The 22557-nt window shown below is 66.5% G+C and carries 11 protein-coding genes and 1 pseudogene; 11 read left to right on the top strand and 1 reads right to left on the bottom strand.

The annotated features are described in order from the left end of the window. Window positions 1–110 precede the first annotated feature (110 nt). Entirely contained in the window at window positions 111–1055 is a 945-nt protein-coding gene (locus EV385_RS12245; RefSeq protein WP_479723873.1) for a DUF8189 domain-containing protein, read from the top strand. A gap of 196 nt (window positions 1056–1251) precedes the next feature. Further along, a complete protein-coding gene (gene uvrA / locus EV385_RS12240; RefSeq protein ID WP_130509582.1) occupies window positions 1252–3720 on the top strand; it encodes an excinuclease ABC subunit UvrA in 2469 nt (822 codons plus the stop codon). A gap of 191 nt (window positions 3721–3911) precedes the next feature. On the opposite strand, the pseudogene EV385_RS36115 reads toward uvrA, so the two are convergent. Continuing rightward, window positions 3912–4325: pseudogene (locus tag EV385_RS36115) on the bottom strand (IS1380 family transposase); the annotation flags it as partial. 562 nt (window positions 4326–4887) lie between these two features. Here EV385_RS36115 and EV385_RS12225 point away from each other — a divergent pair. The 9 genes from EV385_RS12225 (at window position 4888) to EV385_RS12185 (ending at window position 22557) form a co-directional block, all read left to right on the top strand. After that, entirely contained in the window at window positions 4888–5331 is a 444-nt protein-coding gene (locus EV385_RS12225) for a 6-pyruvoyl trahydropterin synthase family protein (RefSeq protein ID WP_130509581.1), read from the top strand. Continuing rightward, the gene (locus EV385_RS12220; RefSeq protein ID WP_165449448.1) at window positions 5309–6103 is read left to right on the top strand and encodes a 7-carboxy-7-deazaguanine synthase QueE; all 795 of its coding nucleotides are present in this window, start codon (window positions 5309–5311) and stop codon (window positions 6101–6103) included. Before EV385_RS12225 ends, EV385_RS12220 begins: the two co-directional genes overlap by 23 nt. Window positions 6104–6105: 2 nt before the next feature. After that, window positions 6106–6798 carry a 7-cyano-7-deazaguanine synthase QueC gene (gene queC, locus EV385_RS12215; protein ID WP_130509579.1) on the top strand — a complete coding sequence of 231 codons (693 nt, stop codon included), beginning with the start codon at window positions 6106–6108 and terminating at the stop codon, window positions 6796–6798. Then, on the top strand, window positions 6798–7361 hold the full coding sequence (gene folE, locus EV385_RS12210; RefSeq protein WP_130513263.1) for a GTP cyclohydrolase I: 564 nt from the start codon (window positions 6798–6800) through the stop codon (window positions 7359–7361). The genes queC and folE overlap by 1 nt, the downstream gene beginning before the upstream one ends. After that, window positions 7358–7828 (top strand): preQ(1) synthase, encoded by a 471-nt coding sequence (queF, locus tag EV385_RS12205; protein WP_130509578.1) that lies wholly within the window; start codon window positions 7358–7360, stop codon window positions 7826–7828. The genes folE and queF overlap by 4 nt, the downstream gene beginning before the upstream one ends. Before the next feature lie 106 nt (window positions 7829–7934). Further along, a complete protein-coding gene (locus EV385_RS12200; protein WP_207229811.1) occupies window positions 7935–8573 on the top strand; it encodes a class I SAM-dependent methyltransferase in 639 nt (212 codons plus the stop codon). A 1378-nt stretch (window positions 8574–9951) separates the two neighbouring features. Continuing rightward, a complete protein-coding gene (locus EV385_RS12195) occupies window positions 9952–10527 on the top strand; it encodes a hypothetical protein (RefSeq protein ID WP_207229810.1) in 576 nt (191 codons plus the stop codon). 573 nt (window positions 10528–11100) lie between these two features. After that, window positions 11101–11664 (top strand): type 1 periplasmic-binding domain-containing protein, encoded by a 564-nt coding sequence (locus tag EV385_RS12190; protein ID WP_130509575.1) that lies wholly within the window; start codon window positions 11101–11103, stop codon window positions 11662–11664. A gap of 99 nt (window positions 11665–11763) precedes the next feature. Continuing rightward, the gene (locus tag EV385_RS12185; protein ID WP_130509574.1) at window positions 11764–22557 is read left to right on the top strand and encodes a LamG-like jellyroll fold domain-containing protein; all 10794 of its coding nucleotides are present in this window, start codon (window positions 11764–11766) and stop codon (window positions 22555–22557) included.

Raw genomic sequence — 22557 nt, 5'->3', positions numbered from 1 at the left:
TCGTGGGGCTACTCGCCACCCTGCTGGCCCCAGGCACCGCGACCGCAGCCCCGAACCTCAGCTGTCGAGAGGTCGGGGGAGCCGATCAGAAGGACCCCGCGTTGGTTGCGATGCCGAACGGGTCAGTCGAACACTACAAAACTGGCTCAGGCAGCAACGTCGTCCGCTTTGAGATCGACCCGCGGACGTCCGCCCTGAACAACCTCCAGAACCTGGGCGGTTTCGCACGCTCCGAACCGGTGGCAACCTCCTGGGGGGCGGGACACTCGGCGGTCGCCGTGCGAGGTGGCGACGAGGCGCTGTACGTCATGCAGTTCGACAACGGCGCCTCAACCGGCTGGCAGAACCTTGGCGGCGTGCTGACCTGGAACCCGGAGCTGGTGTCGACCCGGCCCGGGCACCTCATCGCCTTCTATCGGGGCACCAACAAGCAGCTGTGGTACCTGGAGTACGTGAATGGCGTCTGGGGGCCGCACACCAGTCTCGGCGGCGTGCTCACGTCCTCCCCGATCGCCGTCTCCACCGGGCCGGGACACGTCGGCGTGTTCACCCGCGGCCAAGCCAACGACCTCTACTACGTGGAGCGGATCGGGTCCACCTGGAGCGGCTGGGTCGGACTCGGTGGCCGGTTCGCAGTCGATCCGGTGGCGGTGAAGCGCGGGCCGGGGATCGACGTATTCGTGCGGGGACTCGACTCCAAAGTGTACGGAATTTCGTACAACGGCTCGTCGTGGGGCTCGTACTACCCCCTGGGGGCACCGCCGAACGGCGCGGTCTCCGAACCGGGAGCCGCGGTGACCAGCTCGGGCGAGCTGGTGGCGTTCGTCCGAGGTGGTGAAGACCGTACAGGCAGCCGTCCCATCTGGCGCAACTCGTCCTTCGACGGCGGCGCGACCTGGTCGGGCTGGATCGTCGTCGACCAGATCCAGGCGTTCACGTCGGCGAACAACCCCGAGGCGACGGCCAACGCCTTCGGCGGCTGGACCGTGGCCTCAACCAACCTCCCCCCGGGAGCGCAGTTCGGACTGTTCAGGACCTGCTCATTTGTACCGTGACGATCCCCGAAGGCTAGGAACCACAGCACGTCGTGACCATCGCGGCGGGTCACGTCCGGGTACGGCGCCGGGCGTGACCGTCGTCCGCTCGCTGTGCTGTTCCTGCTGGCCGCGCTTGGCGGGATCGGCGGGGCCTGGCTGATCCAGCAGGGCTGACGCGATGATTCGGCGCCGCGGAACAGGGTAAGCAGACCTGGTGAAAAATGACGCTAACGACCATTTCGTGCGGGTCCGGGGTGCCGCCGAGAACAACCTCCGGAACGTCGACGTCAACGTTCCCCGCGATGCCATGGTCGCCTTCACCGGCGTCTCCGGTTCGGGCAAGTCCTCGCTGGCCTTCGGCACCCTCTACGCCGAGGCGCAGCGCCGGTACTTCGAGTCCGTCGCGCCGTACGCCCGCCGGCTGCTGCAGCAAGTCGGTGCGCCGCACGTACAGGAAATCACCGGCCTGCCCCCGGCCGTGGCCCTGCAACAACGTCGCGGGGCACCCAGTTCGCGGTCGACGGTCGGCACCATCACCACGCTGTCCAACCTGCTGCGGATGCTCTACTCGCGCGCCGGGACCTACCCGCCGGACGCACCGCGGCTGGAGGCCGAGGCGTTCTCCCCCAACACCGCGGCCGGCGCCTGCCCACGGTGTCACGGACTGGGCGTCGTGCACGACGTCGCCGAGGACCTGCTCGTCCCGGACCCGTCGCTGAGCATCCGCGACGGCGCCATCGCGGCCTGGCCGGGCGCCTGGCAGGGCGCCAACCTGCGCAGCGTCGTGAGCGGCCTGGGGATCGACATCGACAGACCGTGGCGCAAGCTCAGGAAGAAGGACCGGGACTGGCTGCTCTACACCGACGAGCAGCCGTCCGTCCTCGTCGCGCCCGAGCCTGACCGCATCGACAGCGGCTACTACGGGAAGTTCTGGAGCGCCCGTCGGCACGTTATGCACGTGCTCGCCGACTCCAAGAGCGACCGGATGCGCGAGCGGGCGATGCGGTTCGTCCGGAGCGTGCCCTGCCCGGTGTGCCACGGCAGCGGCCTGCGCCCGGAGGCGCTCGCGGTGACCTTCGCCGGCCGCACCATCGCCGACGTCAACGCGATGCCCCTCACCGCCGTCGTGGCGCTCCTGCGGCCCGCCGCGGGGTTGTCCGGGGCCGGGGCTGCCACGCCCACCGCACGGTCCGGGGAGACGACCGAGGTCGCGGTGCGGCTCTGTGCCGACCTGGTCGCGCGCGTCGAGGTGCTGCTCGGCCTCGGCCTGGGGTACCTCAGCCTCGGGCGCCGCTCGACGACGCTGTCGCCCGGCGAGGCGCAGCGCCTGCGTATCGCCACCCAGTTGCGTTCAGGGCTGTTCGGGGTCGTCTACGTGCTCGACGAGCCCTCCGTGGGCCTGCACCCGGCCGACGCGGAGCCGCTGCTGGACGTGCTGGACCGGCTGAAGGCGGCGGGCAACTCGCTGTTCGTCGTGGAGCACGACATGGACGTGGTCCGGCGGGCGGACTGGGTGGTCGACATCGGCCCCGGCGCGGGCGAGAGCGGCGGACGTGTGCTGTACAGCGGTCCGGTCCCCGGCCTCGAACAGGTCGAGGAGTCGGCCACCAGCCGGTACCTCTTCGGCCGTGCCGAGCCGCTCGACCATCGCCCGCGTACGCCCCAGGGGTGGCTGCACCTGCGCGGCGTCTCCCGCCACAACCTGCACGGCGTGTCCGTCGACGTGCCGCTGCGGGTGCTGACCGCGGTGACCGGGGTGTCCGGTTCCGGAAAGTCGACGCTGGTCACGCAGGTGCTCGCCGAGGTCGTGCGCGGCCACCTCGGGCTGGCGAGCGACGAGCCCGACGAGGCGGAGCTCGACATCGACGTGCGCGACGCGGCGGGGCTCGACTCGTTCGACCGGCTGGTCCGGGTCGACCAGCGGCCCATCGGCCGCACGCCCCGGTCCAATCTGGCCACCTACACCGGGATGTTCGACGCGGTGCGCAAACTGTACGCGGCGACGGACGAGGCGCAGGCGCGCGGATCCGCGGCCGGGCGGTTCTCCTTCAACGTCGCGGAGGGGCGGTGCGAGACCTGCCAGGGCGAGGGATTCGTCGCGGTCGAACTGCTGTTCCTGCCCGGGACGTACGCGCCGTGCCCGGCCTGCCACGGCGCGCGGTACCAAGCGGAGACGCTGGAGGTGACCTACCGCGGCAAGAACATCGCCGACGTGCTGGCGATGTCCGTCGACGACGCCGCCAAGTTCCTCGCCGACGTCCCGGCCGCCTCCCGGAGCCTCGAGACGCTCCGGGAAGTGGGGCTGGGCTACCTGCGGCTGGGCCAGCCGGCGACCGAGCTCAGCGGTGGCGAGGCCCAGCGCATCAAGCTCGCCACCGAGTTGCAGCGGGCCCGCCGCGGCCACGCGCTCTACCTGCTTGACGAGCCGACCGCGGGGCTGCACCCCGCGGACATCGCGCTGCTGCTGCGGCAACTGCACCGGCTCGTCGACGCCGGCAACACCGTCGTCCTGGTCGAGCACGACCTGGACACGATCGCCGGCGCAGACTGGGTCATCGACCTCGGCCCGGGCGGTGGGGACGCGGGCGGCCGGATCGTCGCGACCGGCCCTCCCGCCACGATCGCCGAGGCAGGGGACAGCGCGACCGGGCGCTATCTGGCGCGCCGCCTCGAACGCTCCTGAGCGGGCGACCTCCCCGGCCGTCAGCGCTTCATGCCGTGCTCGATCGCCTCGATGATCCGTGGGCGCAGCTGGGCGGCGCCGCCGAGCACGCTGCGCTGCTCGCCTACCACGGATACGTCCACTCGTACGCCAGGTGGCTCGTGTCGGATGGCATGCCGTTGAACGACTTCGCCCGCGTCATGGGACATGAGCAGATCTCGACCACGCTGGATCGCTACACGCACCCCTCCGATCGGGCCCCAGGTGGTCGGCGGCGGTCGCCCTCGCCACCGCGATCCGGCGTAGCTGGGCAGGGCCGATCTCGTCCAGAGCCCACCACACGGTGGTGTTCGAGGCGACCGGCCCGAGCACCTCGCCCTGGTGGCGCAGCACGTCGATGTCGCAGATCGTTTACCGCCGTCGGCGATCATCACGGCCAAATCGACCAGAACCCGGCCCCGGTCATGAACCGGGAACACGCCGGTCCGGGCCAGCGCAGCGGACAGGGCGCCGGTCAGCCCGGCCCCGTCCACGAGCATCCGCAGCAACGCCGTGCCGACATGCGACACCACACCAGTCCCGTCCGCGGTGACCCGCAGTTCCTTCGACCACGCCGCAGATTGCACGCCGGAAGTGCCTCCCTGGCAGCGAAACCTGTAGATGTCGCAATCACAAGTTTCCCCTGCCAGAGCGGCGCTTTCGTCTATTCACACGCCGATCGGACCCGCCAAACGATGATCACCGTGAATCACCCGGGCTAATGGCTAGAACTTGACCCTCGGCCCGACCCGATGACGTGCGCATGAGGCGATCATCTTGTTGGCTGCGACGCCGGAGAATACCTTGGCATACCAGCCACCTTGACGCCCGTCGACTACCGAGCATACGGTGCGTATGCGCCTAGCCTCGCGTTGAGGCGGGTGCAGTGTCGTCCCCACACGCTATGCGACATAGGTTTCCGATCGGCGCAGTCACGCCGATCCGACTTATGGCTGCGCGTCGACATGCATTGCAGGCGATTCGCCTCAAACAATCCCGTTCTGATCTTCCGGCTTCCAGATCATCGAATCATGATCTGTCCCGGAAGAACAGATACTGTCTGCGCAGTTGCAGTTCCATGGATGGCATGATCAATGCTGGCGCGGGTTTCTCTCGCCGCCGGTGACGGTACGGCGCAAGGGAGGGCCGATGGCAAGTATCCGGCAGATGTTCGAACTCGCAACACCGGTCTTCTTCGATGCGGCGCATCAGCTTCCGGATTCGGTTGATCTGGTCAGCAAGAAGTGCGCACGTTTGCACGGGCACACCTACCATGCACTGATCAGGGTGGAGGTAATCGACAATTCCCGCCATGGGATGACGATCGACTTCAAGGAGCTGAAGGACGCGATCGGTGGGAGACTCGATCACCGATACGTCAACGAGGTGTTCGACGACCATTACGGCGCGAACGCCAAAGAGGCGACCGCGGAAAACATTGCCCTGTTCATCGTAGAGCTCATCAGCGGCGTTCTTCATACCAGGCAAGTCCCGTGTACGAGCATCACTGTCGCCCTTGCCGAGGGATACAAAGGTCCGGACAACACGGTGTATGTCACGGTGCGGGGAAATGATGGTAACGACCAAGTCTGAACTGAACCTAGCTGTCCTCGACGGAGGGCCGGAGATCTTCTACACCGTGCAGGGGGAAGGCGCGAGCGTCGGCCGACCCGCCCTGTTCGTCCGAACATCCGGCTGCAATCTGGAATGCAGCTGGTGCGACACGCCTTACACCTGGGTCTTCAGCTCGGCCAAGGCCGCCGTGCATGCCGACGGACAGCTCTATTCACGCCGCGCGAGTCAAACGCGAATTGCCCCTGCGGACCTGGCCGAGCGTATCGGGTCCACCGGCAGCACTCGAATCGTGTTGACCGGCGGCGAGCCGATGCTGCAACAAAAGTCGCTGACCGAGATGCTGGTCAACCTTAAATCCACCCACCCCGGTGTCATAGTCGAGGTCGAAACGAACGGCACCATCGAACCGAGAATGTACAGCATCCTGGGCCGGCGCACCGGGATGGAAGTCCTCGTCGATCAGTGGAACGTCTCACCCAAACTCTCCGGTGCGCGGAATTCTCCTGGTAGAGCGTTGAATCCAGCAGCCCTGAGCCGATTCGGTGGATTACCAAATGCCGTTTTCAAGTTCGTGATCGCCGGCGAAAAGGACGAGGCGGACCTACTGCGTCTGGTCGGCCCGGCGAATCTGGGCCTTCAGCCCGCCCGGATTTGGATCATGCCGGAAGGCCGCACGCCCGAGGAAATTCGGGCTCGCCTACCACGGCTTGCCGAGCTGTGCAAGGTCCATCGATTCAACCTGACGACCCGCCTGCACATTGAGATTTGGGGAGACAAACAAGGGGTGTAGTAATGGCACGGATTGTACAGACCTTCTCCGGCGGAATGGATTCCGCCACCCTGCTGCGGTACTTGAGCCGTGGCGGGCACGAGTTGCGGACCATCGGATTCGACTACGGGCAGCGACACAAGAAGGAGCTCCAATTCGCCTCGAAGATGGCGGCGGATCTGGGCGTTCCCTACACGATCGTTTCGCTGGATTCCCTCACCTGTCTGCTGAGCGAGTCGGCACTCACCAATGCGGACGTGGCGGTGCCCGACGGCCACTATGCCGAGGAGTCCATGAAGATCACCGTGGTGCCCAACCGAAATATGATCATGCTGGCCGTCGCCATCGGCTATGCCGAAAACCTTCACTACGACGCGGTCGCGATAGCCAACCACACCGGCGACCACACCATCTATCCCGACTGCCGCCCCGCCTTCGTCGAGGCACTGGACGTCGCGGCCCGCTTGGCCACGTATGGCGGCATCCGGGTGCTCTCGCCGTTCAAACACATCTCGAAGACAGAGATCGTCGCCATCGGCAACGCCATCGGCGTCGATTATCGCGACACCTGGTCGTGCTACAAGGGTGGCGACGAGCACTGCGGCACCTGCGGCACCTGTGTCGAACGCCAGGAAGCGCTCGACGAGGCCGGCGGCGTTGCCGTGCCCGCCGCTCTGGACCAGGTTTCGGCGGCGATGAATGAGGCCCTGACGTGATGCTCGATCCCCATGCCCGCGCGGCCGCCGAGGAACATCTGCGGGAGCTTCTCAAGGTCTTCGGCCATGACATCGACCGTGAAGGTCTCGTTGACACGCCAAGGCGTTACGTACGGTTCCTGGAACAGTTTCTAGTGCCGGAAGAATTCGACTTCACATCATTCAGCAAAGAAAACTACGACCAGATGATCGTACAACGTGACGTCCCGTTCTACTCGATCTGCGAACACCATCTCGTTCCCTTCTTCGGAGTGGGAACGATCGCCTACATACCCGATCGGCGAATCGTTGGCCTGTCAAAGCTTGCGCGTTGTCTGCGGTTCCATGCGGCAGGCCTCCAGAACCAGGAACGCATCACCATGGCCACCGCGAGCCGCTTGCAAGAAGCTCTCGAGCCAAAAGGCGTGGCGGTGATATTGCAGGCCCGCCATCTGTGCATGGAGATGCGCGGCATCAAAGCCTACGGGGCCACGACCATAACCTCAGAGGTGATCGGAGCATTCCGGGACCAGAATCGGACCCGCGGCGAGCTGCTGAGCTTGATCTCACAAGGACAAAAATGAGCGACATCAAGAACCTGACACTGCTCGGCGCGGCGAGCACCTCCTACACCTACGAAGAACCGGCCAGCAACCAGCTGGAGACGTTCGACTACCAGAGCTCCGCCACGCAGGCGGTCGGCTTCATCACCAGCGAGTTCACCTCACTGTGTCCCAAGACGGGGCAACCCGACTTCGCCCGTATCGAAATCGTCTACGTCCCCCGGCGACGGGGCATCGAAAGCAAGAGCCTCAAGCTCTACCTGTTCCGCTACCGCAACCACGGCGCCTTCCACGAGGACTGCATATCCAAAATACTGCGGGATGTGGTCGAAGCGATCGAGCCTTGGTACATCAAAGTCATCGGCGACTTCACGCCGCGAGGCGGCATCGCGATCAAGCCGGTGAGCGTGTTCTATGCACCCACAGCCAACCGGAACGAGATCGACACCACCATCCGGAATTATCATCAGGCGACCTTCAACCGATGAACCACGCACCTACCAGCCTTTGGCCGAGCGATATATTGAAACCGCCGCGAATGCGGCTGAGAGAGGTCCGAGTATGGACACGGCCGGCTCTTCCACGACGGCAAGCATGGCAATCGCGGCCCACTACGATCGACTTTTCGAAACACATCATATGTCCGCAACCGGTGTGGAATGGCCCAGCGACGCGATCCACCACGCGGTGTTCGACGGGCTACTGCGAGACGTCCGTCTCCATCGTGCGCTATCTGTGCTGGATGTCGGATGCGGCTACGGGGCGCTCATCGGGTATTTGGAATCACGTGGATGCGCGCCGCGGCGCTACCTTGGAGTCGAGGTCTCCCGGCTAGCTTTGGCCGCCGCGCAAGATCGGTGGCCCGCCAACTGCCGGTTTCTCCTCGGTGACTTCTCACGCGAAGATTTCGAGGTCGAGGCGGATTTCGACCTCGCCGTGTGCGCGGGTGCCCTCGTGCACTTCGTGGATCCAGACGGCCTCCACATCGCAACCATGATTGACAAAATGCTCCAAGCCTCCCCGTGCGTGGTCTTCAATGTCATAAGCGATGCCGACGCCGACGCTGGCTACGCCGACCCGCCGGTGAGCGGCGAGCCGTACGTGCTGGGCATCCCGCAGCTGGAACGCGTGCTGGACCGCCTGAGCGGGAAATGGCCGACGCTGCAATGGCACACGCATTGCGCCCAGACGTGGCCGCGGTCGACTGACGTGTTCGTCCGGCTCACTCGTTGAGCTCGCGGTTCAACCGCCGCCATGATCCACATTGCGAGGGCCGTGCCGAGGGTCTCGCCGGTGGCGCAACCGGGTCAGGCAGTGCAAGGTCGTCTGCAGGGCCGTGGTTCACGTGGTCGCCTGTCGGGACGGGTGGTGATCGGCGCGGTGATCCATGGCCGCGCCGTGATTGACATGCAGGTCCATGTCGAGCCTCCTTGTAGGTCCCGGCCAAACCCCTAGGGGTATATCTCGGGTAGGGATCGGGATCAGATTTCTTCCGTGACTGGGCGCGCGGAGCAGTCCGACTCGTCGGAAAGCCCACGGGATCGTCATGAGGGCGGCCGGAAGTTCGCTGCGCCCCTCATGCGTGCACGCGCATCCCGGCACCGCGACGGCCGGCGCTCGTCATGCACCGCCTCACACCCCAAGAGGTGATCACCTTGCAGGTCGCTGTGCACTCAGGACCGCTTCGGGGAGATGCCTACCATCGGCTGTCATTTCGGCGTTGTTCTCGTCCGACGTCACGCGCTGTTGGCGAGGCTGTGCGGCTCGGGTGGCGCGAAGCTCGTTGAGAGTCCCGGCCGCCTGCCAGGGGTGGCACACCGAATCTGATCGCGCCCCGGCGTTTGCGAGGGGTTTCGGGGGCAATCAAAACCTCATTGAGAAACGTGAGGCCCTGACCGGCATCTCTGCCGGTCAGGGCCTCACCGTGGTCGGGGTGGCCGGATTTGAACCGACGGCCTCTTCGTCCCGAATTAGGCCCGAGATCTGGATCATGGTGGGCCTCTGCCTATACGCCCTGGTCACGGCGTTGGTCGGTGTCGGGCTCCGGTGGTCCGTACGAGCCCAAAGTCCAAGATCTACTCCCCGCTCACTCCCCGCGTCACGGCGGCGTTCCGACCTTCGTCCGCTGCTGGCATCCCGTCGCGCAAGCTTCGCTCGGCCGGGCCGCGCCTGCCTGGGCCAGGTGGAGCGCCCTACCGGACGTACGACCTGGCCCAGGCAGGCGCGGTCTGGTTGCCTCCGGTGCGCGACGGGGAGCTGGTCTCTGCTGGGCATCCCGGAGTCGCCCGGGTCCCGGGGCGGAGCCCCGGCCGCCGGAGGCTTGTCCCGGGTCGTAGGGCCGGAGGCCCTACCCGCCGGAGGCACATCTGCTATGCCTGGCGGCTGGCAGCGGCAGTGGAGACGGGAGGTATTCGATCGTTGCGCTCATGTCTGCTCCGCGATGGCCGACAGGGCTCAGGTGACGGTAGCCCGGCAGAGAACTGTGAAGCGACGCCGGGCCGCTCGGGCTGCTTTGGCAACTGCCGTGCTGGCTGCCGTCGCGGCAACCAGCACGGGATGTGCTCGTTCCTCAGGCGCCCCAGCAGACACCGACCTCGCTACTGCCTCACCGGTGCCGCGGCCCTCGGCCGCGGTGGCCGATTGCACGCCCTCGGCAGGCACGGTGGTCTGGTCGAACATCCGGACCCAGGACGAAGTGACCAGCGCGGCCGTCTTCGACAACGGCAAGCTGCGGGATGTCTGGGATCGGCCGCTGAAACCTCACATCGTCGACGGCGTTGCCCCCTCCCGGTGGCTCGCCGTGCTGCAGTCGTCCCTCGGAAGTCGGACTGACCAGGTGCTCGGACCCACGGCGACCAAGTCGGGCCTAGACCAGGTCCACGAAGCGTTCACAACGGATCATGACCGGAGTCGTCAGATCGGCTTCACCACGGTGTCGCGGGTAACCGCCGACTTCGCAGTCACGTGCCACGGCAAGTCGGTTCAAGGATCGCTTGTGTCGTGGTCCGGCGCCGGCGTGGGGGCCGTGCCGTGCAACTGGGTCGCTTTGCCGCAGATGCCATACGGTCAGCTGGCGCCGCTGTGCGCACCGACGGTGGACCCGAGCGCCATTAGGGAGCCGATTCTCCTCGACAACACCGGCGACGACGCAACCGACAACTTGCACGACAACATTGTCGTGAATTGAGCCCAACGGCAGTAGCGCCCCGGCCGTTCCGAGTGAGGATGGCCGGGGCTTCGGCGTGTCCGCCGGCGTCGCGGTGGCCGCTGCCGGGTCGCGCCGGGAGCGAAGCGGCAAGGCGCGACCGGCCGGCAGGATCGGCCCGCGCGGCGGCCCGCAGGGCCGCCCTTGAAGACGTATGGAAAGTTCTCACGCTGACTTGGACAAATTGGACAACTTGGATGTCCCGTCACGGGACATGCTTGACACTCGCGTCCCACCTGACGCTTGACATGATCGAGATTCCAGCCGTCCGGGAACTACACATCCGTACTGTGCCCACTGTGGCCAGGTTCTTCTCGGCCATCAGCCGCTACCGGAGAATCATCCTGGCTCTCGCCTGGCCGTGGCCATCGTGTACGTGCTGGCAAACCTCAGGCTGCCGACGCTGCCGGGTGCTGTCGGCGGCAACGGTCTTGGGGAGGCGGCCGGCGCCGCATTTGCTCGTGGACGTGGCCTCATCGGCCGAGGGCCGGATACGTTCGGCGGCTTGCCGGGCTGGACGGCGTGGGTACGCTCTGCGCCGTGTTAGGCGGACGGATGGACAAGCGACTGCGGGGCTCGGCGGCCAAGGCCGGGCGCGAAGGCTTCCGGCTTCCCGGTGGGCGGCGGACCTGGTTGATCGGCGGCGGTGCCGCCCTGGTGCTGGTGGCCGGTGGGCTGACCTGGGCGCTGTGGCCCGACGGGCGGCCTGACCCGCGTGCCCGGGTCTACACCGAGAGCACCGCGTGCCTGCTGACTCCCGCAGGTGGGACGGCCGACAAGCGGGCGGCGCCGGTGTGGGCGGGGATGCAGCAGGCCTCGCTCGACACCCACGGCAAGGTGCAGTTCCTGGAGGTCGACGGGCCGCAGACCGGTGCGAACGCGGTGACTTACCTGGGAACCCTGGTCGGTGGCAAGTGTGACGTGATCCTCACGGTTGGCGCGGCGCCCAATGCGGCGTTGGATGCCGCGGCGCCGTCGCAGCCGAACGTCCATTTTGTGCGGGTCGGAGCGGGCAAAGCGCACGCCAACGTGTCTGTCATCGACGATGCCGATCCCGCTGCGGTGACTGAACGGGTGCGTTCCGTGGTCGCTGATGTGTTGTCCGATGCCAAGGATTGATGAACCGTTACCGGCTCGCGTCCGTACCTGACTTGATTCCTGTCTCGCCAGTACCGCAGACTCCCTCGGGTTTCTCGAATCACGGGGGAGGAGCCGGCGATGCGCCGTGCCGCTGGGAAGATCGCTGTTGTCACGGCGGTCGTGTTCGGACTGACGGTCGCCGCCCCCGTGGGGGCTGTGCGGGACCCGGAGTTGCCGGTCTCGTGGTTGTGGTCGTGGGTGTCGCAGCGGCCGGCGTGGGCGAAGCCGGATCCGGTGGTACCGCAGCAGAAGCGCGGTCCGGGCGGCAGCGACCGGCCCGCCACGACGGCGGACACCACGGCGCAGGGTGGTGCCGGTCGGGCGCCGAAGCCGGCCCCCGGCACGCTGGACTCGTACCAGCCGTACGACCCGAACCGGGGCCGCAAGGTCACCCCCGACGCGGACCTCGGCTTCGACGCGAAGACCAGCGAGCGGGACGAGGACAAGTCCACCGCCCGCTCGGATGTGTTCGACAACGCGGACGGCTCGGTGACGGCGAAGACGTACACCGGGCCGGTGAACTTCCGGGGCAAGGACGGCACCTTCCAGCCGATCGATGCGGATCTGGAGAAGCGTGCCGACGGGCGGCTGCACATGGCGGCGAACAGCCTGGACGCGTCGCTGGCGGCGAAGGTTCCAGCCGTGAAGGACCCGGCCGGGGCTGAGGCTCCGCCGACGGGCGAGGCGCCGCCGACGGGCGGGGCGCCGGTGGAGGTGTCGCCGTCGACGGCGCCGAGCGCGCCCGCCGACGCTCCGGCGGCTAAGGCTCCGGAGGCGAGCAAGCAGCTGGCGACGTTGAAGCTGCCGAGCGGTGAGAGTGTGGGTTACGCGCTGGACGGTGCGGCGCCGGTGACTCCGGTGGTGGACGGTAACACCGCGACGTATCCGGGGATCCTCCCGCAGACCGACCTGGAGTTGCAGACGTTCGACTCCGGTATCAAGGAGACGTTCATCCTGCGGTCGAAGGACGCGCCGTCGTCGTGGACCTTCCCCCTCGCGCTGAAGGGTTTGACGCCGCGGCTGGCCGGCGACGGCAGCATCGAGTTGCGCAACGCCGACGGCAAGGCGGTCGCCTGGTTCCCGAAGGGTTGGATGCAGGACTCGAAGGTCGATCCGCGTTCGGGTGCGCCGGCCGAGTCGGGTGGGGTGACCTACCAGCTTTCCGAGCGTGACGGTGTGCCGGTGCTGCACGTGGAGGCCGACCGGGCGTGGCTGGACGACCCGGCGCGGGTCTACCCGGTCCGGGTGGACCCGACCGCGACCACCGGCACCACGGGTGACGTGTACGTGGACAACGACAACTCGACGACGAACCAGAACGGTGACAACCTGCCGGTCGGTACGTACAACGGTGGGACGGTCAAGGCGCGGTCGTTCATTCACTTCGACGAGTTCGACGACGACGGTTTCAAGGGCAAGCGGATCACCAAGGCCGTGTTGAAGCTGTTCCTGTCCTGGACCTATTCGTGCACGGTGGACCGGGCGTTCGATGTGCGGGCCTCCACGGAGAAGTGGACGGTCGCGGATCTGACCAACGGGGGCTGGGACGGCCCGGCCTATTCGGGGTCGATCGGGTCGTTGACGGTGACGGATCCGGGTGCGGCGTGCACCAACACGGGCGGGAACCGGTCGCAGGGTAAGTGGGTGTCGGTGAACCTGAACCCGGCCACGATCGATGGCTGGTCGAAGGGCAACCCGAACTACGGTCTGGCGTTGACCGCGTCGGAGTCCGACTCGAACGCGTGGAAGCGGTTCACCTCGGCGAACTACAACAGTGGGTCGCACAAGCCGGTGTTGGAGCTGACGTATGCCACCAACGTCGCCCCGCAGGTCGATGTGCGGTACCCGGGCAACAACTCGGTGGTTAACACGCTGACGCCGGAGTTGCTGGTCAAGGGCCACGACTCGGACAACTGGCCGAACCAGGGCCTGAGCTACGTGTACACGGTGTTGAGCGCGGACGGTAAGACGACGATCGCGACGTCGCCGGCGGTGGCGGGGACGTGGACGGTGCCGGCGGGCAAGCTGGCGTGGAACACGACGTATCTGTACACGGTCAAGGCGTACGACAAGGTCACCTACAGTACGGCCACCCCGGCGTACGCGTTCACCACCGCCGTGCCCCGGCCTATGCTCACCAGTGGCCTGGCGCAGAACAGTGGCAAGGGTTTCGACGCCAGCATCGGCAACTACACGACGTCCGCGACCGACGCCAAGGTCAACACGGTTGGGCCGTCGCTGGCGATCACCCGCAGCTACAACAGTCTCGACCCGCGCCGCGACAACGCGTTCGGCACCGGCTGGTCCAGCATCCTGGACACGCGGGCGACGCGGGTTGATGTGGGCGGCAGTGTGCAGTCGGTGCGGATCACCTACCCGACCGGTGAGGAGGTGGCGTTCGGGCGTAACTCGAACGGGACGTTCACCCCGCCGTCGGGGCGGTTCTCGACGCTGACCGAGCAGTCTTCCGGTGGCACGGTGACCGGGTACACGCTGACCGACAAGGACGCGACGGTCTACACGTTCGGCCGGGCACTGACCGGTGGCAAGGTGTTCCGGCTGACCTCGATCAAGGACGCGAACAACCGCGCCCTCACCGTCGCCTACGACGCGGCCGGTAACCCCACAACGCTGACCAGCGCGTCGGGCCGGAAGCTGGGCATCACGTGGCAGACGCCGGCCGGTGGTACTGCGGCGCACGTGGCGACGGTGTTCACCGATCCGACGAAGCCGGGTGACTGGAGCACGTCCAACACCTGGCAGTACACGTACGCCGAGGACCGGCTGACCAAGGTGTGCCAGCCGGACAACTGGTCGCAGTGCTGGACCTACGACTACGACACCACCTCGCAGTACGCCAACGCCGTGCTGAATGTCGGCCCGAAGTCGTACTGGCCGCTGGGTGACGCGGCCGGCTCGGTCGCCGCCAAGAGTGTGGTGCTGTCCAACGCGGGCATGGACAACGCCCGCTACATGTTCACGACCTCGGGCCATCCGGGTCCGCTGGCCGGTGGGACGGCCACCGCGACCGGCTTCAACGGGACCAGCTCGTTCGTGCAGCTGCCCAGCGGTCTGGTGGCGGACGGTCAGTACCAGTCGGTGAGCATGTGGTTCAACACCACCACCCCCGGCGGTGTGCTGTTCAGCTACAACGGTGACCAGTTGACCGCGGGCACTTCCAGCCGCAACTTCACGCCGGCGTTGTACATCGACAAGAACGGCAAGCTGCGCGGCCAGTTCTGGAACGGGCTCGCGACGCCGATTCAGTCGAATACGGTGGTCACGGACGGCAAGTGGCATCATGTGGTGCTGGCCGGTGAGGGCGATTCGCAGACCCTCTATGTGGACGGCGTCGCCAAGGGGACACTGGCGGGCACGATCCGCCGGTACGACACCAGCGTCGCGGAGATCATCAACATCGGTGGCGGCTACGTCGGCACTGGCTGGCCCGACCACGCGAACACCGGCGCGTCCCCGGCCAGGGCCACCTACTTCAAGGGGTCGATCTCGGATGTCGCGTTCTTCAACTCCACCCTGGACGCGTCCACGGTCGCCACGCTGAACGCCTCCGGTCGTGCCGCGCAGCCGGTGCTGTCCAAGGTGACCCGCCCCAGCGGCGGGGTCACCGCGACGGTCGGCTATGACAAGGTGACCGGCAAGGTCTCCACGGTCGTGGACGAGAACGGCGGCACCTGGCGGCTGGCCAACCCGACCGTCGCCGGTTCCAGCCTGGTGTACGCGGCCGCGGTGCTCGGCGCCAGGCCGAAGGACTACTGGCGCCTGGGCGACACCGACGTCACGGACGCGGTGAACGAGGTCGCCGGTGGGCAGGCGACCTACAACTCGGTGACCCTGAACACGGCCGGAAGGTTCGGTGACACCCCCGCGGCCAGTTTCAACGGCACCTCCTCCTACCTGGAGCTGCCTGCGGAGGATGTGCCCACGACCGGGCCGAACACCATCGAGATGTGGTTCAAGCTGCCGGCCGGTAACACCAAGGGTGGTGTGCTGTTCGGCTACCAGACCGACGGGGTCGATGAGCCCACCACCGGTGACTGGACTCCGGCGCTGTACGTGGGCACGGACGGCAAGCTCCGCGGCGGGCTGTGGACCAACTCGGTCGACCAGATGACCACCACGGCTACGGTCAACGACGGCAAGTGGCACCACGTGGCCCTGACCGCCACCACCAACGCCCAGGCCCTCTACCTCGATGGTGTGCGGGCCGCTACCAAGTCCGGCACGGTGGTCACGACCCGCGCCCAGCGCGCGTTCGTCGGCGCCGGGCGGTGGGCGGGCGGCTGGCCCGGCCGTACCACCGATGTCGGCTGGTGGCCGGGTCAGATCTCGGACGTCGCGTTCTACGACAGCGCGCTCAACGGCGACCAGGTCAAGAACCACGTGGACACGGTGAAGCAGACCGCGCCGGTGGCGATGACGATGGTCTCGGGTGTCGCGACGGCGATCCCGATGCCGGTCTCCCAAGTCGCGGTGACCACGCCGACCGGTGGGCAGCAGGTGTCCAGCTACGACCTGGTCAACGGCAACCGGATCGTCGCGCAGAGCGATGTGCTGGGCAACACCACGATGTACGGCTACGACGTCGGCGGCTTCGCCAGCATGGTGTACGACCCCAACGGCGCGCTGACCCAGACGTTGCAGGACGCGCGCGGCAACACCAAGCAGTCGATCACCTGCCAGGACCAGAGCGCGAACAAGTGCTCCTCGGTGTACTTCACGTACTTCCCCGACGCCACCAGCAAGACGCTCACCCCGAACCCGAAGAACGACGTGCTGCTGACCACCCGTGACGGGCGGTCCGCGTCGGCGACCGACGACACCTACCTGACTTCGAACGAGTACGACGACCAGGGCAACCTGACCACGGTCACCGACCCGCTCAAGCGCGTCACCCGCACGTCCTACACGAACGCGAGCAGCGTCGCCGCAGACGGCGGCACGCCCCCGGCCGGTCTGCCTACCAAGGTGACCACGCCCGGTGGCGCGACCCAGACGGTCACGTACTTCAAGTCCGGTGACGTGGCGCAGGTGACCGAGCCCAACGGCAAGATCACCAAGTTCACGTACGACGGCCTCGGCCAGGTGCTCACCGAGACCGAGCTCACCAGCGCACACCCCGAAGGGCTGGTCACCTCACACAGCTACGACCGGATGGGCCGCAAGGTCACCCAGACCGACCCCGCGGTCACCAACCGGGTGACCGGTGCGGTGCACACCAAGGTCAGCACGACCGTCTACGACATCGACGGCAACCCGACCGAGGAACGCACCGAGGACACCACCGGCGGCGACGCGCCTCGGATACAGGAGTACAGCTACAACCAGTACGGCCAGCAGGTCAGCTTCACCACACCCGGCGGGGCCACCACAACCTTCACGTACGACACATCCGGCCGGATCGTCGACCAGACCAGCCCGGACGGGGTGAAGACCCGCAGCGAGTACGACGCCCGCGGCAACGTGCTGTCAACCACGCTCGTGGGTTACACGGGCGACCCGAACAACCCGAGCGACGCCCGCGACCTCGTGCTGACCCGCAACTCGTACGACCCTGCCGGGCGGCTGGCCACCGAGACCGACGCGATGGGCTGGACGACCACCCACCAGTACACCGACAACGGTCTGGAGGCGAAGGTCTTCCGGACCGACGGCACGCAGACGCACGTGATCGAGGAGAACACGTACGACGCGGCGGGCAACCTGATCCGGGAGGTCACGAACAACGGGGCGACCACGGTCGAGCATGTGTTCGACGCGGTGAACCGGGAAACCTCCACGATCGCCGACCCGGCCGGGTTGAAGCGCACGACGTCGGTGTCCTACGACGCCGATGATCGGGCGGTGGCCACGACGCAGAAGGACGCGTCGGGCACGGTGATGGCCAAGATGGAGGCGTTGTACGACGTCGCCGGCCGGATGCTGGCCCAGACCACCTATCTGACCAACAGCGGGGGTGCGTCCCCGGTGGGCCGGTGGAAGCTGGCCGACGGCGCCGGGCTGAAGGCGGCCGACAGCGCCGGTAACAGCCCCGCGACGGCCGGGTCCGGGGTGTCGTGGAGCGACGAGCGTGGTGGGTCCGCGGTGTTCGCCGGGACCGACGCGATGACCACCCCGGGCGCGGTGGTCGACACCCGCCGCGACTTCACCGTCTCGGCCTGGGTCAAGCTCGCCGACACCGACCGGCTGCACCGGGCCGTGTCGGGTGGTGGCGGGCAGCAGCAGTCCCCGTTCGACCTGGCCTACGACAAGGAGAGCAACCGCTGGCGGTTCCTGGTGGTCGGCTCCGACGTCGCCGACGCGGGCGGCACGGAGGCGCTGTCGACCACGGTCCCCACCGTCGGCAGGTGGACGCACCTGACCGGCACGTACGACGCGGGTGCGGGCACCGCGAAGCTGTACGTGGACGGCAACCTCGAGTCCACCGTCGGCGGCAAGGCGTTCGGCGCCGCCTCCTCGATGATCATCGGTGCGGGCATGTGGAACGGGTACCTGGGCAACGAGCTCAACGGTTCCGTCAGCGACGTCCAGGTGTACCAGCAGGCGTTGACCGCGACCGAGGTCGCCGACGTGACCAGTGGCGCCGCCCCCGCGAGTGAGCGGAAGGTCAGCCGCACGTCGTACACCTATGACGCGGACGACAACGTGGTGTCGGCGACCGACCCGAACGGCAACACCAGCTACACGTCGTACGACGAGGACGGCAACGTCGTCAAGACGACCGCGCCGGCCGCGTTGAGTGAGACCGGCACGTCCGGTTCGGTGCTGGCCAACGCGGTGGCGTGGACTGGGTACAACACGTTCGGCGAGGTCACGGACAACAAGGACGCCAACGGCAATTGGTCGGCGACCTTCTACGACGCCGACGGCCGTCCGACCCTGCAGCGGATGCCCAGCTACACGCCGCCGGGCTCCTCGGAGCTGGTGACGCCGGAGACGGTCAGCACGTACAACGCGGGTGGGCAGTTGGAGACGGTGACCGACCCCCAGGGTGGGGTCACCAGCTTCGCTTACGATCAGCTGGACCGGATGTCGAAGAAGACCGCGGTCAACGGCGGGGTCACCACGTACTCGTACGACCTGGCCGGGGACCTGTTGTCCTCGACCGATCCCACGGGTGCGGTGACCACCGCGACCTACGACTATTTGGGCCGGGTGCTGACCCAGACGGATGTGGTGCGGCAGGACAACACCGCGGCGACCACCAGCTACACCTACGGCTACGGCGGGTGGCTGTCCGAGACGACCTCCCCCACGGGGGTCAAGGCGTCGACGACCTACAACCCGCTGGGTGAGACGCTGACCGTCAAGGACGGCGCGAACAACGTCACCACCATGGCCTACGACGGTGCGGGCCGGCCGACGCGGACCACGCTGGCCGACAACACCTACACCACCACGTCGTACGACCTGGCCGGGCGGGCGACCAAGACGGCGGCGTACAACGCGGCCGGGACGCTGCTGCAGGACTCGTCCACCGAGTACGACGCGGCGGGCAACGTGGTCGCGACCATCGACGGGCGCAAGACCCGGACCACGTTCGACTACGACGCCACCGGCATGCTGGTCCGCGAGCGTCAGCCGATCAGCGCCTCCGATGCGATCGAGACCACGTTCGGCTACGACCTGGAAGGCAACCGGACCCGGTTCACCGACGGCCGCGGCAACGCGTTCGTCACCACTTACAACGCGTGGGGTCTGCCCGAGTCGCAGATCGAGCCGTCCACCCCGGCACACCCCGACCCGGCCGACCGCACGTTCACGGTCGTCTACGACACCACCGGGCGGCCGGTCAAGCAGCTGCTGCCCGGCGGCGTTACGTTGACCAACGCCTATGACGCGATGGGCCGGCTGACTAAGCAGTCCGGCGCGGGCGCCGAAGTCGACACCGTCGACCGGACCTTCGACTACGACAAGTCCGGCCGCATGACGAAGTTCTCCGGCGACCAGGGCACCAACACCATCAGCTACGACGACCGGGACCTCCCGACCTCGATCACCGGCCCGTCCGGGAACTCCTCGTTCACCTACAACCCCGACGGAGCACTGGCCAGCCGCACCGACGCGGCCGGCACCACCAACTACCGGTACGACACCGCGGGCCGCCTCGACAAGTTGACCAACACCAGCAAGGGCGTCGACCAGACCTACGCCTACAACCAACTGAGCGCGGTCACGAAGATCACCCACGGGGGTACGGGGAACACCCGCAACTTCAGCTACGACGACCTGCACCGGCTCACCAGCGACGAACTCAAGACCGGGTCGGGCACCTCGATCGCGAAGATCGAATACGGGTGGAACGCCAACAGCGACCTGACCTCGAAGAAGACCACCAACTTCGGCGGCGCCACCACCACCAACACCTACGACTACGACCTCGCGGACCGGCTCACCTCGTGGAACAACGGCACCACCACCACGGTCTACGGCTACGACAAGTCCAGCAACCGGATCCAGAACGGCGCCAAGCAGTTCACCTACGACGCCCGGAACCGGCTGCTGACCGGCGACAACGCGAACTACAGCTACACCCCACGGGGCACGCTGCGCGCGGTCAACGGGGTGGAGACCAAGACCGACGCGTTCGGGCAGGTCATCACCCAGGGCATCGCTGGTGGCGGCGCGCAGACCTACCGCTACGACGCGTTCGGACGGGCGATCCGCGACGGCTTCTCGTACACGGGCCTGGGTAACGACCTGGCCGGTGACGGCGAGGCCACCTACGTGCGCGGCACCGCCAACGAGGTCATCGCCGAAACCTCCGGCGCCACCCCCCGGTACGCGTGGACCGACATCCACGACGACATCGTCGGCCAGTTCACCGCCACCGGCACCACCCTGGACGCATCGGTCAACTACGACCCGCTGGGCAAGGTCATCGGCAGCAACGGCGGCATGATCGGCAACCTCGGCTACCAGTCCGAATGGACCGACAAGTCGACCAACCGCGTCAACATGGCCGCACGCTGGTACAACACCGACACCGGGCAGTTCGACACCCGCGACACCGCGAACAACAACCCCGCCCCCGACTCGGTCAACGCCAACCGCTACCAGTACGGCGACGCCAACCCCCTCACCGTCACCGACCCCACCGGCCACTGGGGTATCGACTGGGTCAAGAACGGCATCCGCAGCGTCGGTTCGGCCCTTTCATCCGGTGCCCGAAACATCTCGAATGGCATCAAGTCCGTCGGGAGGGCGTTCGTGAACGGTGGCAAGGCCCTCGGCTCGTCGATCAAGAACAGCCTCAAGTCGGGACTGTCGAAGGCCAAATCGTGGGCGAATGCCGGCATCAAGGCGGGCAAGAACTTCCTCAACAAGTCCAAGAACGCTGTTCGCGACATCGTGTCGGCGGGGAAGAACAAGCTCAAAGGTTACGCGTCGGCGGCGCAGCGGAAGTTCAACAACTTCGTCAACACGGCGAAGAAACACATCCCCAAGCGCTTGAAGGACTTCTACCACCAGACGAAACAGAACTTCAAGAAGGCCGGAAACTTCCTCAAGCAGGCCGGCAAGACCACGCTCGCTCAGCTCAAGAGGACCATCACCAAACCCCTCGGGGCAATCAGGGACAAGTCGAGCTCCGCGAAGAAGTCCCTGATCGACTTCGTGACCGACGGCATCGGAACAGCGGCATCCGGCTACAAGAGCACGGTCCGAGGCACCGCCGGTTCTGTCTATGACGCCACAGTCGGCACGGTCACGGGCATGTACTCGCAGTTCGAGGACGCGTGGAACCAAACCAAGGCAGACGCCGAGGCCATCGGCCGCGGTGACATGTCGTGGGGCGAAGGCTTTCTCAACCAGGCGAAGCGAGACTGGAACCTGCCCGGCATGCCCGGCAGCGCCTGGAACACGCTTAAGGGCTTGTACGGCGAGGGTGAGGCCATCTTCACGGCCGACACGCCCGAAGAACGCGCCTACCATGCCAGCCATCTCGGGGGCACCCTCGTCATCATGTTCTTCGGCGCCAAGGGCGCCAAGGGTGGACTCCCCAAGGGAGGGCTCCCTAAGGGCCCCCGCCCGGGAGCACTGAACGACATCAAGAGCGCGGTTAGGGACTGCCACAGTTTCTCCCCGGACACCCGGGTTCTGATGGGGGACTGGTCGACACGTCCGATCAAGGACATCACCGCAGGGGACCTGGTTATGGCCTCCCGCCCGACCAGCAGCATTCTGATCCCGAAGAGAGTCGAACTCACCCATCGAAACACCGATCGCGAGTTCTCGAACGTCACCGTCAGGTACGACAACGAGCGGACGTCTGTCCTGAACACGACGCAAGACCACCCGTTCTGGAACAAGACAAGCCGAACGTGGTCCTATGCCAAGGACCTCAAGGCAGGCGACAAGCTGAAGGTTGCAGGCAGGGGCACGGTCGTCGTGAGCAGCGTCCGCAACTACGCTGCCACGAAGGAGATGCGCGACCTCGCCGTCGCCGACATCCACACGTACTATGTGCTCGCCGGCAAAACCCCGGTCCTGGTCCATAACTGCGGTGGCACTGTTTGGGACGATATTAAGGGAACTCAATCCGAGATTCCGGGTACGCCAATCCCCAAATCATTTGAACTCAATGCTGGCGGGTCCAGAGTCTGGGTGCATCCGAATGTTACGAAGCATATGACGGAATATATGCAGAGTGTGGCGAACCGGGGCGGGAGTACGCCTCAGATAAACATGGCCGCTCAGGCGCAGCTATCCAGTCTGCAATCCGCGGTCGGTGCCGCCACGAAGAATGGGGTTCCGCTGAACCAAATGGTCAACGCAGGAGGATGGGAACTCAAGTTCAGCCAAAGATCGGGAGATCCCTTACCTGCGTTGATTCATGGATTGTATACGGGGTAG

Origin of the sequence: Krasilnikovia cinnamomea, from assembly GCF_004217545.1 — a bacterium.
Taxonomy (GTDB): domain Bacteria; phylum Actinomycetota; class Actinomycetes; order Mycobacteriales; family Micromonosporaceae; genus Actinoplanes; species Actinoplanes cinnamomeus.
This window is presented reverse-complemented; position numbering and strand designations above follow the sequence as displayed.

What these genes read in the sequence shown, in the direction of transcription:
- EV385_RS12245 (WP_479723873.1), top strand. Translation starts at nt 111, where the DNA reads ATGCCGAACGGGTCAGTCGAACACTACAAAACTGGCTCAGGCAGCAAC.
- EV385_RS12225 (WP_130509581.1), top strand. Translation starts at nt 4,888, where the DNA reads ATGGCAAGTATCCGGCAGATGTTCGAACTCGCAACACCGGTCTTCTTC.
- EV385_RS12220 (WP_165449448.1), top strand. Translation starts at nt 5,309, where the DNA reads ATGATGGTAACGACCAAGTCTGAACTGAACCTAGCTGTCCTCGACGGA.
- queC (WP_130509579.1), top strand. Translation starts at nt 6,106, where the DNA reads ATGGCACGGATTGTACAGACCTTCTCCGGCGGAATGGATTCCGCCACC.
- folE (WP_130513263.1), top strand. Translation starts at nt 6,798, where the DNA reads ATGCTCGATCCCCATGCCCGCGCGGCCGCCGAGGAACATCTGCGGGAG.
- queF (WP_130509578.1), top strand. Translation starts at nt 7,358, where the DNA reads ATGAGCGACATCAAGAACCTGACACTGCTCGGCGCGGCGAGCACCTCC.
- EV385_RS12200 (WP_207229811.1), top strand. Translation starts at nt 7,935, where the DNA reads ATGGCAATCGCGGCCCACTACGATCGACTTTTCGAAACACATCATATG.
- EV385_RS12190 (WP_130509575.1), top strand. Translation starts at nt 11,101, where the DNA reads ATGGACAAGCGACTGCGGGGCTCGGCGGCCAAGGCCGGGCGCGAAGGC.
- EV385_RS12185 (WP_130509574.1), top strand. Translation starts at nt 11,764, where the DNA reads ATGCGCCGTGCCGCTGGGAAGATCGCTGTTGTCACGGCGGTCGTGTTC.